This is a genomic window from Novosphingobium sp. PhB165 (genome assembly GCF_004341845.1).
In the GTDB taxonomy this organism is placed as follows: Bacteria; Pseudomonadota; Alphaproteobacteria; order Sphingomonadales; family Sphingomonadaceae; genus Novosphingobium.
Window position 1 is genome coordinate 319,640 of sequence record NZ_SLVB01000003.1, and the last position, 17,939, is coordinate 337,578.

Consider the following 17,939-nt stretch of genomic DNA (forward strand, 5'->3'; position numbering starts at 1 on the left):
TGCGGGGAAGCAGGCGTACCTTGGCGTGAATCATGTTCCGAAAACAGGAAGGCCTTGCTTGAACCAAGCGCGCTTGATCTTACCCTCTACAACTTCATAGATGCCGATGACGTCAAGCTTCGCTCGGCCCTGCGGCAGGTTGCGTGTGACGATTTCCCGGTCCACGACCATGCCACCGACGGCAACGCGGCCTAGCAGGCGAGCAAATAAATCCGGCTCGTTGAAGCGCTCAATGTGTCGGGCGCGGATCTGTTCGGAACCTTTAGCAATGCTCTCTGACGGCCATGCAAAAACCTCCGCGTCGCTTGCCCAGAAAGACATGAATTCATCGATGTCGCGTGCATTGTAAGCATCGAGCTGGCGACCTACGACTTTCGCTTCCTCACTTGATTGGGCATCGATTTCCAACGTGAACCTCCTTGCCGGCACCGAGGCCGAGCGGGCGGGGTCCATGCGTCAAGCGGTGAAACTTCGCAACATTGGCATGCCAGAAACGCTGGCGTAAGCGGACGTGGCGCTTACGCACCCCGCGGCGACTGACTTCCCTGCGCGTCGTGAGCCTCGCGGCCCTCCCGCTTGCGGGAAGGCAGAGTTGCGCTGCCCTCTCATGGTTGCGCTGGAACTCCCCTCCCGCAAGCGGGAGGGGTTTGGGATCCCCTCAATCGATATCCAGCAGCTTCGGTGCGCCCATGCCGTCCATGAAGTTGGCAAGGTTGCGGTGGAGGTTGATGACCTTCTGTTCCTGATGCGGATTGGGCAGCGGGCCACGGAAGCCGGAGGACTTCATGCCCTTCTGCACGAACTGCATGTTCGAGAAGTCCTGCGCCAGAACCGAACCCCATTTCTCACCGATCGGATCGGCATAGACCCATTCCGTCTCCGGCTCCTCGCCTTCGGGGAAGCGTTCGAGGGCGTAGCTTTCGAATACGCACTTGTCGGGGTCATTGCCGTAAGGGCGCACGCGGTAGCAGAGCGCGAAAGTCTCTCCGTGGAGGATGTTCTGGTTGGGAAACAGGCCCCAGGCCAGCCCACTCTCCTTCTTGATCTCTGGCGGGACTTCCGGCCAGACCACCCCGCGCGCGGCGTCGTCGGCCTTCGCGCTCTTGAGCCAGTGGGCGATGATCTCACCCGGCGTGGCGGTTTCGGGCAGTTCGTCCACCAGACGGCTGGCGGCGTTGACCAGCGTTTCGGTGGAGGCGGAGTAGTTCACCGTCTCATAGTTTTCGCGGATCAGTTCGTAAGTCGAGACGCGCGCATCGTCGCCCTTGCCGGCGCGGGTGGTGCCGGCGCTCTCGCTCATCTGGAACTTGCTGTCGCGCGTGTCGTAGCTGGACACCGAGTGCAGGCCGTACTGCTTGGACAGCGCGTAATAGTCGCCATAGGCCAAGAGCTGCGTATGGGTGCCGGCGACGTGATAGGGTTCCAGGAACGCCTCGATCGCGGTCTTCCAGTTGCAGTCGTAGATCGCCCACTGGCGCCACTTGTAGTGCATGCCGGCAAGGTCGAAGTGGTCGAGGATCTCCCCCGCGCGGCCCATCCATTCGGACAGGGGCACCGCATCGGGATCCATGGTGATGTAGATGTAGCCGCCCCAGGTATCGACCTGCACTTCGGACAGGCAGGTCATTTCCGGCGTCAGCTTGTTGTGCCAGTCCTGCGGGTCGAGGATGTAGGTGTTTTCACCGTCGAGGTTGAACGTCCAGCCGTGGAAGCCGCAGATGAAGCTCTTGCGGTTGTTGCCGCGCACGTCGTGGACCTTGCCCGGCAGCATGTCCGGCACCGAAACGAGCTGGCGGCCGCGATGCGGGCAGACGTTGTGGAAGGCCTTGAGCGAACCATCGTCCTTGCGCAGCACGATGATCGATTCGTCGGCGACATTGTAGGTCAGCCAGTCGCCGGGGTTCGGCAGGTCTGTCTCGCGCTCGACCATTTGCCAGATCTTCGGCCAGAGCAGGGTCTTTTCCGCCTGAAGGTAATCCTTCGAAAGGAAGGCCGTGGTCGGATACGTGGCGAGGCGTTCCTCGTCCATGTCCTGTGCGGTCAGTGTGGCCGTCTGATTGGTGCCCGTATCTTTCACGTGGCCTCTCCTGTTATCAACAGCGTTGTTCATTAAGCTATCGCCCGCGCGAGAACCAGAGGGATTCTACCCAAGATCGCTGCCGGGATGGATAAGAATTCAGGCGTGTTTCCGGAAGTCGCTCGCCGGGATCGGGCCGATCAGTTCGCCATCGTCCCACTCGACGCGGCGATAGCGGTTCTCGTCGAGGCCCAGCGGGGGCAGCGGCGTGTAGACATAGCGGCTGAACGCATAGACCCGGCGCGCCGGGACAAGCGCGGTGCGGACCTGGCGGACGGGCGTGATCGGGCCGCGATAGCCGCCGAAAGCCCAGGCGTCGGTCGGCGCGCGGCTGGCCATGACGATCAGGGGAAACGGGCAGTCGCCCCGGTGGAATTCCAGCATGCAGGCCTGCTGCACCACCAGTCCCACCGACTCGTGGGAGACCAGCAGGGCGGAATTCGGGGTGTGAGCGACGGTCTGGATGGTGCGGCGCCAATCCTGCGGCTGGGGAATCCAGACGAGCGTGACCAGTTCGTAAAGCCCCACCGCCGCCACACCTGCAAGCGTAACTCCCTGCGCGAGAATGCCGAATCTGCGCCCTCCCCCCGCCAGCGCGGCAGCGGCGAGCAGGACGGTGAAGCTGGCGCACCAGTGCAGCGTGTAATCGGAGATGATCGGGTGGATCCGGTCCGCCACCTTGAACGCGGCCAGCGCGGCGATCACGATGAACAGCGCCAGCCGTGTCGTCCGATCCCGGAAAGTCCGCGCCACGCCGACGACCATCAGCGCCGCCATCAGGCCGGAACCGATCTCTCCATCAAGCAGGAGCTGGAGGTTCACGCTCGACAGCCAGTCGTCGAACGAGAGCGGCTCGATCCACGCGATATTGGCCGAGGCCGCGTGGACTTGCATAGCGGCGATCCACAAGGCCCAGCCCGACAGTACCGCCACCGCGAGGTTCGCCGCCAACAGGCGCTGTAACGCCGTGCGGCCGATGCTCCGACACAGTGCCGCCTCAGCCAGCACCGCCAGCGTGGCGATTACCGGCCAGAGCAGCATCGTCGTATGGCTGTAAATCGCGACCAGCGCCCCGCCGACATAGAGCGCCCAACTGCGCCGCGCCTTGCTATCGCTTTCCAGTGCCGCCAGCAGGCCGACGAACGAGACCGTCACCGCCAGCTTGGCCAGCACATAGCCGCGCAGATATTCGGACTGGTAGATATCGGAGGGCGAGAGCGCGAAGAGCAGCACCGCCAGCGCCGCCGCCGCCCAGCCCCAGTTGCGCCCGGCGATCCGCGCCACCAGCCCGATCTGCGCCAGCGACAGTAGCAATGGTAGGAGCCGCAGCACCGCCTGACTGTCCGGCAGCGCCATGCGCCAGAGTTTCAGCAGCGAATAGAACAACGGCGGGTTGGTCTCGCGCAGCATCCACGGGCCCCACAACTCCGCGAAGGAGCGGCCGGAGAAATAGAGCGAGGCATATTCGTCGAACCCCAGCGGGGCCGGCTCCTGCCGCAGCCGCAAGCCCAGCGCGAGCGCAAAGGCCGCCGCAACAAGCAGCCCTGCGAGCACCGAACGCGATTGCAGCCTGGCGTACATTTGTTTCCCCAAGGTACGCGCACGCAGCGCCACCCCCCGCGCCGATGTCTAGCCTGAGCGAGGCTCGGTGCAAATAGCCATACGCCGCCAAAGCGATCCGGGCTTCAGGCGGGGATTTCCGCAGTCGAAAACGGGGAAAGCACCGTCCAGCCCAGCGACATGTAAAGCTGGCGCCCCTCCTCGGTCGCGACAAGAAGTTCGGGGGCATTCGGGGATTGTCGCTGCGACTTCAGCGCATGCATGACGATATTGCCCAGCCCCTTCCTCTGGTGCCCGGGTGCTGTCACGATCCGGTCGTAGATGAAAACGCCCATGGTTTCGGCAGCATAACCGCTTGCCGCCAGACTGCCATCGTGGGCGACGATACGAATGGAAGTCGTCGGCCCATCGCGTTCACTTTCGAGCCGATAGCCGTCCGGAAGCGTGCGCGCCGCCGCGCCCACTGGTACCCTTACTGATGAGCGCGCATCGTTCGCGATCATAAAGTGGCTTTCGGGCTGGAGGTGCCACGCCGCCGGCAAAACAGCCCGCAAATCATCGACCGTCCCGCACAACTTGAGAAAATGTCGAGGCAGCGACACTTCGCGCCCGAATTCCCGCAATCCCTCACACGGCTCGGCAAACACCCAACGGCGCGCCTCGTTGGGCAGGTTGGTATCCACTCTCCAGCCGCCCCGGTCGGTAACGGGCAAGGGAAGTCCCCGACAAACCGATCGCGCGGAAAGCCACGCGGCGATCAAGGCAGGATCTGCGGAAAGGTCAGACATTCCCACTTGATAACAGAGACCTCGGCACCAACCATCGGAATCTTCGCAGAACCTGTCCAATGGCCCCGCGCCGGTGCTGCGTTACTCAGGCCGTTCCGCCGCTATGGCCTGCACGATCGGCTGGAACGCGGCGTCGAAGCGCGCCAGCACGTCAATCTCTCCGCCCTGCTCCATGTGCGAGATCAGGCGCTCGCCGTCCCAGCGGTGGAGGGCGTAGACGGGGGGCTCGTCGGTAATCATCGCGCGCTTGTCGGGGTGAGCCGGGTCGGCGGGCGTGAAATCGAGCGCGACCGGGGCGGCGCTCGATCCACAGACGGTAGCGGGAATGCCGTTCCACAGCGTGTGGATAGGACGGTGGAGATGCCCCGCCAGCAGCCCGACCACTTGCCGGCGCCCCTCAAGAGCCTGGGCAAGGCGGGCGATCCACGGCTCGCGTGCGTCGCAATCCAGCCAGGCAATGCCGCTCTCGAACGGCGGATGGTGGAGCGCGATCACCGTCGGCGCATGCGGATGCCCGGCGAGCTGCGCCGAGAGCCATGCCGCGCGCGTTTCGCAGAAACCGCCGCCGTGGCGGCCTTCCTCCAGCGTATCGAGCACCAGCACCCGCAGGCCTTTCAGCTCGATAGCATATTGCACGAAACCGTCGTGGCTGGGGCAAGTGGGAAACGCGGCCAGCAGTGGCCCGCGCAAATCGTGATTGCCGGTCATCGGCGCCACCGGGATCGGGCAGCCTTCGACCAACCGCGCCAGCAGCGCATAGCTCTCCGCATCGCCATGTTCGGTGAGATCGCCCGAAAGCAGCAGCAGGTCCGGCCGCTGCGGCCCTTCGGCAATGCGCCGCAGCACCGCGAGCAGGCGGCGGACATTGAACTCCTCCGGGTTGCCCCGGTCGAAGCCGATATGGATGTCCGTCACTTGGGCAATCAGCAAGGCGTGTCTCCCGAAGGCTCTTTTGTTATTGTCCTGTGGTTATGGGACCGGGCCTGTCTCCGGCGTTGAAGTCCTTGGTTACCGGCCCCTTAGAGACCGGGCCTGCCAGCGGTGCCTCATCATGGACCGTATCATGCGGCATCGGCCGCCGCGATCCAGAGGAAACGCCATGGAATCCGTGGCACATCGCGCAAGTCGAAGGCACTTTGGCACGTGTCGGCAATAGCGAGGCCCCTTCCGCCGCGCCGACATGGCAGGTGCGGCACTGCGCGATCCCAGGCAGCAACACGTCGGCGGCGCGGTCGGACTTCGGCGCGGCGTGGCAGCTGGTGCAGCTTTCCTGCCGGTGCGCGGCATGGTCGAACCAACCCCGCATCATGTAGCGCGCAGGTTGGTGCACCGGCACGACGCCGAGCTTGTCATCAATCGTCGCCGCGCGGTGGCATTCGCCGCAGACGCCCTTGCTGGACAGCGCGGATGCGAGGCTCAGGCCCGGCCATGAGGCCTGCACTGGCTGCTGCACCGGCTGGGCATAGCGGAACTGGTATAGGCCGCCTTCGCCGAAGACACCCGGCCGCCGCCGCGCGCCCACCTGCATTCCGGCTGGACGCGCAGCCATATAGGCGCGCGGCGTCCAGCGCGCAGCGGTGAGATCGGCGGCAAGCTGCTCCACGTCGCCGTGGCGCAGGCGGCGGACGATCCCACCGACACGGTCGTAGGCGAGCGAGTGGCAGCCTTCGCAATCGCGCTCCATCCGGACCGGCTGGAAGCGCACGCCGTCCTCGGTGGGGCGGTGGCAGTCCTTGCACTGGAGCCCATTCGCGCCATAACCGCGCGCGGCACCAAGGTTCATCGCCATGCGGGCCACCCCGCCGCGCGGATCGAGGTGGAGGCGATGCGCGAAGGCCAGCCCGTTGTCCTCGGTCAGCGGCTTGTCGAGCGACAGTTCGGCGGTCTTGCCGCTCATCGCATCGGTAACGACGGTGGCCGTGAACTGCGGGTGCAGGCGCGTGAAGTCCGACGCATTGCCGAGGCGCGTGTCGGGCAGCTTGTCCTTCAGCGCGCTGTGGCAATCGGCGCAGAACTGCTGCGCCGGTTCGGCCATGCGGGTCGGCCCCTGATGCTCGACATGGCAATCGCGGCACGCCCCCGGCCCCTCGTGCCCGAAGGCGTGGGCGACCGACCACAGCGCCCGCTCGCCCAGCGGCAGGTTGCCGCGCGCGGCGGCGAGACGGGCCGGGTCGGCATGGTCGTGCACCGCCTTGTGGCAGGAACGGCACGTGGCATCGCCCACCGGCTCAAAGGGTTTGACGTGGCAGGTTTCGCAACGGTCGCTCAGGGTGTGGTGCGCCAGGCTGAGTTCGCCGGGATTCCAGCTCCTGTCGCCGATCACGCCCCGGTCGGGCGTCCACGTGAGATTGCTGACGATCGGCACTGCCAGAAATGCGAGCAGGATCGCCAGCGCCAAAGTCCACGAGACCCAGCGCTTGCCGGGTACGACGCCTTGCAGCGAAAAACCGCGCTTTTCCTCCAGATCGCCCGAGCGGGTCGCGGCGTCCTCGCCCTTGCGCACGGTGAGCAGCGCGGTGCCGTCCTCGGCCCGGCCCAGTGTCAGGCGATAAGTGCCGAAGCCCAGTTCCCCGCCCACTTTCGGGTCGAGCGTGGCACTGCGCGTCTCGCTGCCGTCCAGCACGAAGCCCAGCGTGCCCACGGCCTCTGCCCGCACCCGGTCCTCACCTGTGAGGTGCAGCACGGCATGGCGCGGCTCCACGGCAAGGTCAGGCAAGTGCAGATCGTTGTCGGCAAGGCGGCCGATGGTGAGCGTATCGCCCACCACGTCGCGGTCACGCACGATCTCTCGCCCGGCGGCGGTGCGTTCGATCTGGCGGATGCGGAACGTCACTTGCGGCTCACCAGTAGAAGAACACGGAGACGATATGCGCGGTCAGCGCGGCCAGCAGCGCCATCGTCGTCGGCACATGGACGTAGAGCCAGACTTCCAGCAGCGCCTTCAGCCGCATGTGCCGCCGCAGCCGGTCCAGCATGGCCTTGCGGCGCATCATCAGCTTTTCGACGCGCTCCACATCGGGATTGGCGGCATCGAGCCCGCCAATCGCCTGCTGCGTGGCACAGTGCGGATAATTCCCCGAAAGCCGCCGCCACAGCCCTGCCGTGAACGGATCTTCGGCCAGCGCCGCCAGCACCAGATCGGCCTCCCGCCGGGCGAGCGGCTGGGCCGCCTCGTCCAGTTGCCGGTCCAGCGCGCGCATCGCCTCCGCCATCTGGGCTTGCGTCATCCCCTCCCGGTTCGAACTGAGCGCAGCCGGAAGCGCGGCATAGGCCCAGACCCCGAACAGGCCCGAGGCGATCACCAGCATCATCAGCGCATAGGCGAGCGTGTGGACGTTCCAGCCAAGCTGAAAGCCGGTGTGCAAGGTCGCCACCACCACCAGCGAAAGGCCAAGGTAGACATGCGCGGAAGTCCACGCCTTGAGCGACCAGCGCCCCGGCGTGATCGCCCGCTTGCGAATGCCCAGCAGCGCCAGCCAGACGATCAGCAGCGCGCCGATCGTGCCCAGGGTATAGCCCAGCCAGGTCCCCCCGCCGGGGCGCGGCGTCGGATCGGTGAGCATATAGGCGGCAGCACTGACAAGGCAGAGCCCCCCCGCCAGCTTCGCCCAGCGGAAGCGGCGATGGCGCAGGAAACTCTCATGGCTGCTGGTAACCTCGCGGTTCTGGCGCAAGGGCGTGGTGGCCATCAGCCCTCCTCCCCCAGCCGCGCGACCGTCAGGAACGCCTCGGGCGAAACGCGGATCGCGGCGCCGGTGGGGCAGGCACGCACGCAGGACGGGCCGCCGTCGATCCCGGCGCACATGTCGCACTTGATCGCCTTCTTCGGCTGCTCAACCTTGCCCGCGTGCTTCTTGCGCCAGTCCTTGCCCGGCTCACCCGGCCCGGGCCCTTTGCCGAGAAACATCCACGAGAGCAGCGAAGGCTTCTTCGGCGGCACCGCGTCCATGCGGATCACGCCATAGGGGCAGTTGCGCTGGCAATTGCCACAGCCGATGCAAGTCTCGTCGATGAACACCTCGCCATCCGGGCCGCGCCGGATCGCGTTGGGCGGGCAATCGGCCATGCAGTGCGGATGCTCGCAGTGGCGGCACGATGTGGGCACGTGAAGATGCGCGTAAGTGGTCCCCGCCTCGCGGTCGAGGCGGGAGAGGCCGTCATGGCTGTCCGCGCAGGCTTTCTCGCAATTGTCGCAGCCGACGCAGAGCTTTTCGTCGATCAGCAGCACGTCGGTCGCTTCGCCGATACCGTTGTCGACGAGGAACTGCGCGGTCTGCGAATACATGTCGACCACGCTGGAGAAGTTCTCCTTGCGCCCTTCGATGAAGGCATTGACCTCGCGCCGCCGCTCCATCTCGCCCATGGCCTTGCTGCGCAATTGCGGCTTGCGGTCCAGCAGGCGCATGAACGCCTCGCCCGGCAGGCGGATCAGTTCGGAGCGGATCGCTGCGCGCACCGTGGCGGAGCGGCGCGATCCGTCGATCACTGCCATCTCGCCGACATAGGCCCCGGCGGGCAGATAGCTGAGGAACACCGGCTTTCCGGCGATCTCGCGCTCCACCACCATCGATCCGCGGCGGATGATGAAGATATCGGTGCCTTCCGCGCCTTCCTGCATCACCACGTCGCCCGCGCGCGCCTCCACCACTTCGGCCCCGGCGACCAGTTCGGCGATATCGTCCGGCGTCAGCCCCGATCCGAATATCTGGAGCAATTGCCGCTCGATCGAAATGCGGTTGACCACGCGGGCGGCGGCGGGCGCCGTCGCCATCAGCTTCAGCGCGGCGGCGCGCGGCAGTTCGACGACGATCAGGTCGCTGCCCGCCCGCACCGTCGCCCCGCGCCTGCGGCCCGAGATCAGGCCCACTTCACCGAAGATCGAACCTTCGCCGATGGGCACGGTGATCGAGGGATCGTCCTTGCTCACTTCCACCAGCACCGATCCTTCGGCGATGGCGAAGAGCGAGGAGCCGGGTTCATGCCGCAGGAACACGGCCTGCCCCTTCGGCACCGCGCGCACGGCGGAATCGAGCATGATCTCGCGCAATTGCAGCGCCGAAATCTCGCGGAATATCTCGATCCGCGTCCCGAACAGCGTGAGCCATGCCTCGACCCCGCGATTGCCGGGCAGCGGCGCAAACTTTTCGGCCAGGATCGGCTCGTCGGCAGGCTTGAGCGCGGTATTGCCGTTCAGGAACTCGACGACGTCGTAGCCCTGATTCATGCAGTGCTTGATGAGCGGATAGCCCGCCAGCGCGCCGATCACGTGGATGCCCGGCCGGGTCGTCTCGAACTGGGGAGAGAGGACGGGGAATGCCTCCCGCTCCGGGCTGGTGAAGGCGATCCCGCAGTCTTCCACGAACTTGCGCGGCGGGGCGGAGCCGGTGCGGGCAATGATCCGGTCGCAGCGGATCGTCTCCTGCCCGTCGCGGGTATCGAGCACCAGTTCACCCGCGCGCACTTCGGCCGGCGTCGTTTCATGCCGCACGCGGATGCGGCCTGCTGCCTCGGCTTCGGCCAGCAGGGTGACGTTGCCTTCCTTGGCGCGGGCGAATTCGGTGCCGCGATTGAGGATAGTGACGACATTGCCCTGCGCCGGATCGGCCGCGAGGCCCAGCGCATTCTCGATCCCCGCGTCGCCGGAACCGACCACGGTCACGTGCTCGTCGATATATTCGCCGGGATCGTCGAGCTGGTACTGGATATGCGGCATGTCCGCACCCGGACAGCGCAAGCGGTTGGGATTGCCCTGCGTGCCGATGGCGAGGATCACGGCTTCCGCCTCGATCCGCGCGCCGTCCTTCAGCTTCAGGACAAAGGCACCCTTCTCGCCCTCTATGGCGACGACTTCGGCGTGGTAGCGCACGGCGATGCCCTGTGCGGCGGCCTGCTCGTCCCAGGTGCCCAGCACCGCCTCGCGCTTGCCGGCGTCGAAATCGAAATCGGACCGCAGCACCAGCGAGGCGGGCGTCGCCATCACGTGCTTGCCCTTCTGGTACTTGAAGATCGTGTCCGACAGGTGGTCGGTCTTTTCCAGCAGCACGTGGCTCATGCCAAGCGCGGCTGCGCGGCCCGCCGCGCTCATGCCGGCGGGGCCCGAGCCCACGATGGCCAGTCGGACGCGTTCCGTCACCAAATTCCCCCTGCCGAGCCGCGATGGACATCGCCACGCCGGATGCCTGCCCAGCGAATGGGCCCCGCGATTGCAAAGTGCGGTGAAATTCCGCATCTGCGCTCGCGAGCAGCGTCCGACGTGCCCCCTGGGGCCGACCGGGCTCTCATGGATCGGTTTTTCCGATGTTACAACAGGGGGTTTACCGATGGGGGCAAAGATCGGTGTCCAGCGCGCGGCGCTGGTCGTCGCCGGGCTGGTTGCCGCAAGCGCGGTCGGCGTGGCCGTCTGGCGCGGCAGCGAGAACCGACCGGAAGCCGCGGCCGCCGGGGCAATCGCGCCGAGCGCAGACCCTGTCGGCACATTGGAACAGGCCGCGCACGATGCGCCTGCCGATGCCACCGCATGGCAGAAGCTCGGCCTCGCCTACTTCACGCAGAATCGCTACGGCGAAGCGGCCGATGCCTATGCGCGCGCAGCCGCCATCGCGCCGGACAAGGCGGTGCTGTGGTCGGCGCTGGGCGAAGCGCGGGTCATGGCCAGCGAACACGATCCGATGCCGGAACCCGCGCTGGAGGCCTTCCGCAAGGCCGCCTCGCTGGACAAGGCCGATCCGCGCGCCCGCTATTTCCTTGCCGTGAAGCGCGATCTGGACGGCGATCACGGCGGCGCGCTGGACGACTGGCTGGAGCTGCTGCGCGTTTCCCCCGCCGATGCCCCATGGCGCACCGATCTCGTCCGCACCATTCAGCAAGTGGCGACGATCAACCATATCGACGTGACGAAGAAACTGGCCGAGGCGCAGGCCCTGCCCGCCGCCGCCCTGCCCCACGCGGCGGAGATGCCGCTGGCCGCACAGGGCATTCCCGGCCCCAGCGCCGGGGACATCGCCGCAGCCGCCCGAATGGCCCCGCACGAACAGCGCGAAATGGCGGACGGGATGGTCGCCCGCCTCGAAGCACGGCTCGCGGCCGAGCCTTCAAATGTCGACGGCTGGATCATGCTGATGCGCAGCCGGATGACGCTGGGCGAAAGCGACAAGGCCCGCAAGGCGCTCGCCGATGCTATCGCCGCCAATCCTGCCCGCGCCGGGGAACTTCGCCAGCAGGCGGAGGTTCTGGGGATCAGGTAGACCCGCACGATTAGCCAGAACCAATCACGCCGCGCCGCATCCGCCTTCCCACGCGCGCGCGGTGGGGAGCATGTGTCCCCAACGTCGAATCGATCCTGCCGGGAGTGCGCCATGAGTGAAGAACGCGAAATCGATGGCCTGCGCTGCATGTGGATGCGTGGCGGCACCTCGAAGGGCGGCTACTTCCTCAAGTCCGATCTCTCCGCAGACACCGCCGCGCGCGATGCCTTCCTGCTCGCGATCATGGGCTCGCCCGATCCGCGCCAGATCGACGGCATGGGCGGCGCCGATCCGCTGACCAGCAAGGTCGCCGTCGTCAGCAAGTCTGCCCGCGAAGGGATCGATGTCGATTACCTGTTCCTTCAGGTCTTCGTCGATCAGGCCATCGTCACCGATCAGCAGAACTGCGGCAATATCCTTGCCGGCATCGCCCCCTTTGCCATCGAGCGCGGGCTGATCGCGGCCACCGGCGACGAGACGAACGTCGCCATCTTCATGGAGAACACCGGCCAGGTCGCCGTCGCCACCGTGCAGACGCCGGGCGGTAAGGTGACGTACAAGGGTGATGCCAGGATCGACGGCGTGCCCGGCAGCCACGCACCGATCCCGCTGGAATTCCGCGATACCGCCGGTTCTTCCTGCGGTGCGCTGCTGCCCACCGGCAATGCCGTGGACGAAGTGAACGGCGTGCGCGTGACGCTGATCGACAACGGCATGCCCTGCGTCGTCATGAAGGCCGAGGACGTCGGCATCACGGGCTACGAAGACCGCGAAAGCCTTGACGCCAATACCGAGTTGAAGGCGAAGATCGAGGCCATCCGCCTTGCCGTGGGCGAGCGGATGAACCTGGGCGACGTCAAGGACAAGTCGGTCCCCAAGATGATGCTGGTCGCCCCGCCCAAGCACGGCGGTGCGGTGACCGTGCGCAGTTTCATTCCCCACCGCGCCCACGCCACCATCGGCGTGCTCGGCGCGGTCTCGGTGGCGACGGCCTGCCTGATCGAAGGCTCGCCCGCCGCCGAAGTCGCCATATGCCCCGAGGGTCGCCGCAAGACGCTGTCGGTCGAACATCCGACCGGCGAGATGTCCTGCGTCCTCGAAGTGGACGAGGGCGGCGCCGTGGTGAGCGCCGCCCTCCTTCGCACCGCCCGCAAGCTGATGGACGGGGTGGTTTTCGCTTGAGCGCCAATCACTAACTGCAAAAAGCGCTCGCCGCGTCGCAACATTCCGGGTTATCAGGGCTTCAAGGGATCGATCGGCATCCCGCCCGACAGGAGTTGCGACATGGCCTCGAAATTCATCCTGACCACGACCATCGCCGCTGCGGCGCTTGCCGCTGTCGCCGGCTGCAAGGGGCCGCAAGCCGCCCCTGACAGCACCGCCACCGCCACGAATTCACCGATCGACGTCTCCACGATCGTCAAGACACGCAAGGCGAACTTCAAGGACATCGCCAAGTCCAACAAGGTGGCCAAAGTCGCGCTCGAAGCCTCGACGCCGGACTTCCCCACTGCCTCCGCCGCCGCTCAGGCGATCCAGACGGACGCGGGCAAGATCGTGGGTCTGTTCCCCGACGGCACCGGCCCTGCTGAAGCCCCGAAGACCGAGGCCCTGCCGATAATCTGGCAGAAAAACGCTGAGTTCAAGGCCGCTGCAGACAAGCTGATCGCCGCTGCCGGAACGCTCAAGACCGCTGCCGATGCCAAGGACCTCGCCGCCGCGAACACCGCGATGGCGGGCATCGGCGCTGCCTGCAAGGGCTGCCACGAGACGTTCCGAAAGAAGGATAAGTGAGTTCCCCGGCGGACGCCACGGGCGTCCGCACCGCGCTTTGGGACCTGCCGGTCCGGGTGATCCACTGGAGCTTCGTGGTGCTGATCCCGGCGCTCTGGTGGACGGCCGAGAACGACCGGATGGCCCTGCACATGCAGATCGGCACGGTCTTGCTGCAACTGCTGGTGATCCGCGTGCTCTGGGGCTGCGTGGGCGGCTCGACTGCGCGCTTCGCCGCGTTCGTGCGCGGCCCCGGCGCGATGCTGGCCTACTTGCGCGGCAAGACCGATGCCGCCGCTGCCGGCCACAACCCGGCGGGCGGCTGGAGCGTGATCGCGCTGCTGGGCCTGATGGGGCTTCAGGTTACCCTCGGACTGTTTTCGGGCGACGAGGATGACGGCGCTGTCGGCCCGCTCAATCATCTGGTGTCTTTCCGCACCGCCGACCGGGCGAGTAACCTGCACGGACTGGTGTTCTATGCGATCCTTGCGCTGATCGCCCTGCACCTTGCGGCGATCGTCTATTACCGTGTGGTCAGGCGAGATCGGCTGATCACGCCGATGGTGACCGGCAAACGCGTGCTGCCCGCCGGTACGCCGGGGCTGGTGCATGCACCGGCTTGGCGGTTCTTCGCCTGTGTGGTGGTGGCATGGCTGGTCGGCTGGGCGATCTGGAGCGGGGTCAAGGTTTAGCAGCGGGGTGGGTGGACCTCCTGTTCCGCTCAGTCGCTTTAGATGCAAGCCATGGTTCGGCGGCCGTCGAGCACCGATCGGGGTTCCGGGCTAACCTGCGAAATGGATCCCGAAACAAGCTCAGGATGACGGATTGAGAGACCAACCGTTTCGGCGACGACGAAGTCCCGGCTTTGGCAGCCCTGCTCCCAACCCAACCTCTCAACCCCGCTCAGGCTGAGCTTGTCGAAGCCCCTTGAGGCGGGGCGCTGGGTCTACCATCCTTCGACAGGCTCAGGATGAGCGGGGTGGGTGGGGCTAGGGTGGAGATGGAGAAGACGATGCCCGCTCCCCCGTCCTACCCCTGCTTCAATTCCCGCAGTTCCTTCCGCGCCGCCATGTAGTTCGGCAACACGCTCCCCGCATACGTCCCGAAGATCGGCAGGTCGCCCCGGTCGATCGTCTCGGCCTCCGCATAGTGCGCAATGATCGCATCGGAATCGTTCATGAACTTGCCCGGCGCGTACTGCACGGTCGGGAACGTCACTTTCTCGAAATGCGGGGCAAGTTCGGCACGGATCGCGGCTTCGTTCTCGTCTCCGGCCGAGAAAATGCGCTGCTCGAACTGATCGAGAAGCCCCGCCTCCAGCAGGAAGATCCGCAGCTTGAGGCAGTGCGGACACGTCGCCTTCAGATAGAGAACGGGGCGGAACAGACTGTCTGACATGGGTTTTCCTCGTTCGGTCATTCGGTAAACGAGATGGAGGTGGGCTTGGCCAGTTCAAGCCCGCTGCCCGTCGCGGTCAGCCTGCCGCTGGCACGGTCCACCGCGAAGACCGCGAGATTGCCGCCACCTTGTGCGCCGCCCTGATTGGCGACCACCAGCCATTTGCCATCGCCTGAAAGCGAGAAGGCCCAGGGGATCTGCCCGCCGCTGTCGACCGTGTCGATCGGCGCCAGTCCGCCGTCCTGCCGCACGGCGTAGATCTGGATGCGATTGGCCGCACGGTTGCCTGCGTAGAGGAAGCGCCCATCGCGCGAGATCGCGATTTCCGATCCGCTGCGCGTCCCCGCAAAGTCGGCCGCGTCGAGCTGGATCGTCGACAGCGGCGTGAGCCGTCCCTGACCGGCATCCCACGCGAAGCTGGCGATCGAGCCGCCCATTTCCTCCATCAGGAAGGCATGGCGGCGGTCCGGCGAGAACACGATGTGCCGGGGGCCGGCGCCGGGCGTTACGGCCGCGAAGGGCTCCGGCGCGGGCGAGATCGTGCCCTTGGCGGCATCGAAGCGGTAGACGTAGACCTTGTCCGCGCCGAGATCGGGCGACAGCAGCCAGCGGCCCGAAGGATCGAGCGTCACGCCGTGCGCATGCGGGCCCTTCTGCCGCCGCTCGTTGGGGCCGGAGCCGGTATGGGCCTCCACGCTGGACGGCGCGGCGGCCAGCGTTCCGTCCGCTGCGACCGGGATCGTCGCGACGTGTCCGCTGCTGTAGTTGGCGACGAACAGCGTCCGCCCGTCCGGCGACAGCGCAAGGTGGGTCGGCCCGCCGCCGCCCGAATCGGCGCGTCCCCGAGGCGCCAGAGCGCCGGTCGCTGGGTCATAGGAGAAGCCCAGCACTGCGCCGTGGATCGTGCCGTCGTTGCCCGTCTCGCTCACCGTAAAAAGGCGGCGGTGGGCGGAATCGGCGAGTACCCAGGTCCCCCGGTCGACTTCGGCTACTACGCCCAGCGAAGTGAGCGCGCCGCTCTGCGGATCGAACCGCACGGCCACCACGCCCTGCCCCGGCCCGCTTCCCTGCGTGCCGACATAGGCCAGCGTCTGGACCGGAGCGCTTGCAGTCGGCACGGTCGCGCACCCGGTCAGCGCGATGGCCGTCATGCCGGACATCGCCCAGCGTATGGCGCTACCCCACAGCTTCGCTTTCATTTTTCGCATCCTTTTCCCGATCTTGCCCCGCAGGTTAGCGAGCTAATGCGGACCCGGCCACAGCACCGTGCGCAATCTATCGGGGAAGGTGCGGAATCGAAGCCTTTGTAAAGTTCCTCCCCTGCAAGGGGAGGGGGACCGCCCGCAGGGCGGTGGAGGGGTATCACCCTATCGGTTGCGCCCGACGGCGCGGGTGACACCCCTCCGTCAGTGCTTCGCACTGCCACCTCCCCTTGCAGGGGAGGAGACCTGCGGGGGCCATTGCGCCTGTCGCATCCGGTACTTAGGTTGACTGCGCGCCTTTCCCCCTCCCCCGCGATGGCGCGGCGATACAGGAGCCTCTCCTCATGGAATTCCGTCGCGAATCCGACTCCATCGGCGAAATCGACGTCCCGGCGAACGCCTATTGGGGCGCGCAGACCGAACGCAGCCTGCACAACTTCCCCTTCGGCCAGACCGAGCGCATGCCCATCGCCATCGTCCACGCCCTCGCCCGCGTGAAGCTGGCCGCGGCGCGGGTGAACCGCCGCCACGGGCTTGCCGCCGAACTGGCGCAGGCCATCGAGGCGGCGGCCGCCGAAGTGATCTCGGGCTCGCACGACGACCAGTTCCCGCTGGTGATCTGGCAGACCGGCTCCGGCACCCAGAGCAACATGAACGTCAACGAAGTGATCGCCGGGCGCGCGAACGAGCTGCTTTCGGGCAAGCGCGGCGGCAAGAGCCCGGTCCACCCCAACGACGACGTCAACCGCGGCCAGTCCTCGAACGACAGCTTCCCCACCGCCCTGCACGTTGCCGCCGCGCTGGGGGTTGAGCGGGCCCTGCTGCCCGCGCTGGACCGGCTGGCGGCAGCGCTCGATGCCAAGGCGCAGGCGTGGAGCGGGATCGTCAAGATCGGCCGCACCCACTTGCAGGACGCCACGCCGCTGACGCTGGGCCAGGAGTTTTCCGGCTATGTCCAGCAATTGCGCGATGCGCGGCGGCGGCTGGTCGAGGCCGAACAGGGAGTGCTGCGGCTGGCGCAGGGCGGCACGGCCGTCGGCACCGGGCTCAATGCGCCCGAGGGCTTTGCGGCCGACATGGCGGCCGATCTGGCCTCGCAGACCGGTTTGGCCTTCGTGCCCGCGCCCAATGCCTTCGAGGCGCTGGCCAGCAACGATGCGCTGGTGCAGCTTTCAGGCACGCTTTCGACGCTGGCGGTGGCGCTGACCAAGATTGCCAACGACGTGCGCCTGCTGGGATCGGGGCCCCGCTCCGGGCTGGGTGAGCTGGACTTGCCCGCCAATGAGCCGGGCAGCTCGATCATGCCGGGCAAGGTCAATCCCACCCAGTGCGAGATGCTGACGATGGTCTCCGCGCAAGTGATCGGCAACCATCAGGCGGTGACCGTGGGCGGGATGCAGGGCGCGTTCGAGCTGAATGTGTTCAAGCCGCTGATCGGCGCGGCCGTCACGCGCTCGATCGCGCTACTGGCGACCGGGATGGACAGCTTTGCCGAGCGCTGCGTGGAGGGTATCGAGCCCAACCGCCGGCGCATCGCCGAATTGGTCGAGCGCTCGCTGATGCTGGTCACCGCGCTCGCGCCTGAGATCGGTTACGACAACGCGGCCAAGATCGCCAAGCATGCCCATGCGGAAGGGATGACGCTGCGCGAGGCGGCGCTCGATCTGGGGCTGGTGGACGAAGCGACGTTCGACCGGGTGGTGCGGCCTGAAACGATGGTTTGAGGGGGCCCAAGTCAGTCGGGATTGAGTCGGATCAAGATGACATCCCGAACCCCAAACCTTCGTCGCCCCCGCGAAGGCGGGGGCCCCGCTGCCTTCTCGCTACATCGCAAGAACAAGCGGGGTCCCCGCCTTCGCGGGGACGACGAGGTTGATTGTGGTGACCTCTTCCGGTC

At 66.6% G+C, this 17,939-nt stretch carries 15 protein-coding genes; 5 read left to right on the forward strand and 10 right to left on the reverse strand.

The window, feature by feature from the left end; genetic code table 11:
* Positions 1 to 30 precede the first annotated feature (30 nt).
* The 8 genes from EDF56_RS10075 to EDF56_RS10110 all read right to left on the reverse strand — a co-directional run bounded on the left by EDF56_RS10075 (position 31) and on the right by EDF56_RS10110 (position 10,558).
* Complete coding sequence (locus EDF56_RS10075) at positions 31 to 408, reverse strand: nuclear transport factor 2 family protein (protein ID WP_207904674.1); 378 nt, start codon at positions 406 to 408, stop codon at positions 31 to 33.
* A gap of 250 nt (positions 409 to 658) precedes the next feature.
* Entirely contained in the window at positions 659 to 2,029 is a 1,371-nt protein-coding gene (locus EDF56_RS10080) for an aromatic ring-hydroxylating dioxygenase subunit alpha (protein WP_132387465.1), read from the reverse strand.
* 147 nt (positions 2,030 to 2,176) lie between these two features.
* Entirely contained in the window at positions 2,177 to 3,658 is a 1,482-nt protein-coding gene (locus EDF56_RS10085) for a hypothetical protein (RefSeq protein WP_132386879.1), read from the reverse strand.
* A 104-nt stretch (positions 3,659 to 3,762) separates the two neighbouring features.
* On the reverse strand, positions 3,763 to 4,320 hold the full coding sequence (locus EDF56_RS10090) for a GNAT family N-acetyltransferase (protein WP_243652526.1): 558 nt from the start codon (positions 4,318 to 4,320) through the stop codon (positions 3,763 to 3,765).
* A 186-nt stretch (positions 4,321 to 4,506) separates the two neighbouring features.
* Positions 4,507 to 5,355, reverse strand: a complete 849-nt coding sequence (locus EDF56_RS10095; protein ID WP_132386883.1) for a phosphodiesterase — start codon at positions 5,353 to 5,355, stop codon at positions 4,507 to 4,509.
* A gap of 25 nt (positions 5,356 to 5,380) precedes the next feature.
* Positions 5,381 to 7,258 carry a cytochrome c3 family protein gene (locus EDF56_RS10100; protein WP_132386885.1) on the reverse strand — a complete coding sequence of 626 codons (1,878 nt, stop codon included), beginning with the start codon at positions 7,256 to 7,258 and terminating at the stop codon, positions 5,381 to 5,383.
* 7 nt (positions 7,259 to 7,265) lie between these two features.
* Positions 7,266 to 8,114, reverse strand: a complete 849-nt coding sequence (locus tag EDF56_RS10105; protein WP_132386887.1) for a hypothetical protein — start codon at positions 8,112 to 8,114, stop codon at positions 7,266 to 7,268.
* Entirely contained in the window at positions 8,114 to 10,558 is a 2,445-nt protein-coding gene (locus EDF56_RS10110; RefSeq protein WP_279389708.1) for a cyclic nucleotide-binding domain-containing protein, read from the reverse strand. Before EDF56_RS10110 ends, EDF56_RS10105 begins: the two co-directional genes overlap by 1 nt.
* 187 nt (positions 10,559 to 10,745) lie before the next feature.
* On the opposite strand from EDF56_RS10110, the gene EDF56_RS10115 reads away from it, so the two are divergent.
* From EDF56_RS10115 to EDF56_RS10130, 4 genes are all read left to right on the forward strand, one after another.
* Positions 10,746 to 11,669: a tetratricopeptide repeat protein gene (locus EDF56_RS10115; RefSeq protein ID WP_132386891.1), complete on the forward strand. Its 924-nt coding sequence runs from the start codon at positions 10,746 to 10,748 to the stop codon at positions 11,667 to 11,669.
* A gap of 111 nt (positions 11,670 to 11,780) precedes the next feature.
* Positions 11,781 to 12,851, forward strand: a complete 1,071-nt coding sequence (locus tag EDF56_RS10120; protein ID WP_279389709.1) for a 4-oxalomesaconate tautomerase — start codon at positions 11,781 to 11,783, stop codon at positions 12,849 to 12,851.
* A 102-nt stretch (positions 12,852 to 12,953) separates the two neighbouring features.
* A complete protein-coding gene (locus EDF56_RS10125) occupies positions 12,954 to 13,463 on the forward strand; it encodes a cytochrome c (protein ID WP_132386893.1) in 510 nt (169 codons plus the stop codon).
* On the forward strand, positions 13,460 to 14,134 hold the full coding sequence (locus EDF56_RS10130) for a cytochrome b/b6 domain-containing protein (RefSeq protein ID WP_132386895.1): 675 nt from the start codon (positions 13,460 to 13,462) through the stop codon (positions 14,132 to 14,134). The genes EDF56_RS10125 and EDF56_RS10130 overlap by 4 nt, the downstream gene beginning before the upstream one ends.
* Before the next feature lie 337 nt (positions 14,135 to 14,471).
* Here the strand turns inward: EDF56_RS10130 and EDF56_RS10135 are convergent, their stop codons facing one another.
* Positions 14,472 to 14,840 (reverse strand): glutathione S-transferase N-terminal domain-containing protein, encoded by a 369-nt coding sequence (locus EDF56_RS10135; RefSeq protein WP_165912164.1) that lies wholly within the window; start codon positions 14,838 to 14,840, stop codon positions 14,472 to 14,474.
* Between the two features lie 17 nt (positions 14,841 to 14,857).
* Positions 14,858 to 16,039 (reverse strand): lactonase family protein, encoded by a 1,182-nt coding sequence (locus EDF56_RS10140; protein WP_165912165.1) that lies wholly within the window; start codon positions 16,037 to 16,039, stop codon positions 14,858 to 14,860.
* A gap of 347 nt (positions 16,040 to 16,386) precedes the next feature.
* Between EDF56_RS10140 and fumC the strand changes: the two genes are divergently transcribed.
* Positions 16,387 to 17,766: a class II fumarate hydratase gene (gene fumC / locus EDF56_RS10145; RefSeq protein WP_132386901.1), complete on the forward strand. Its 1,380-nt coding sequence runs from the start codon at positions 16,387 to 16,389 to the stop codon at positions 17,764 to 17,766.
* Positions 17,767 to 17,939 lie beyond the last annotated feature (173 nt).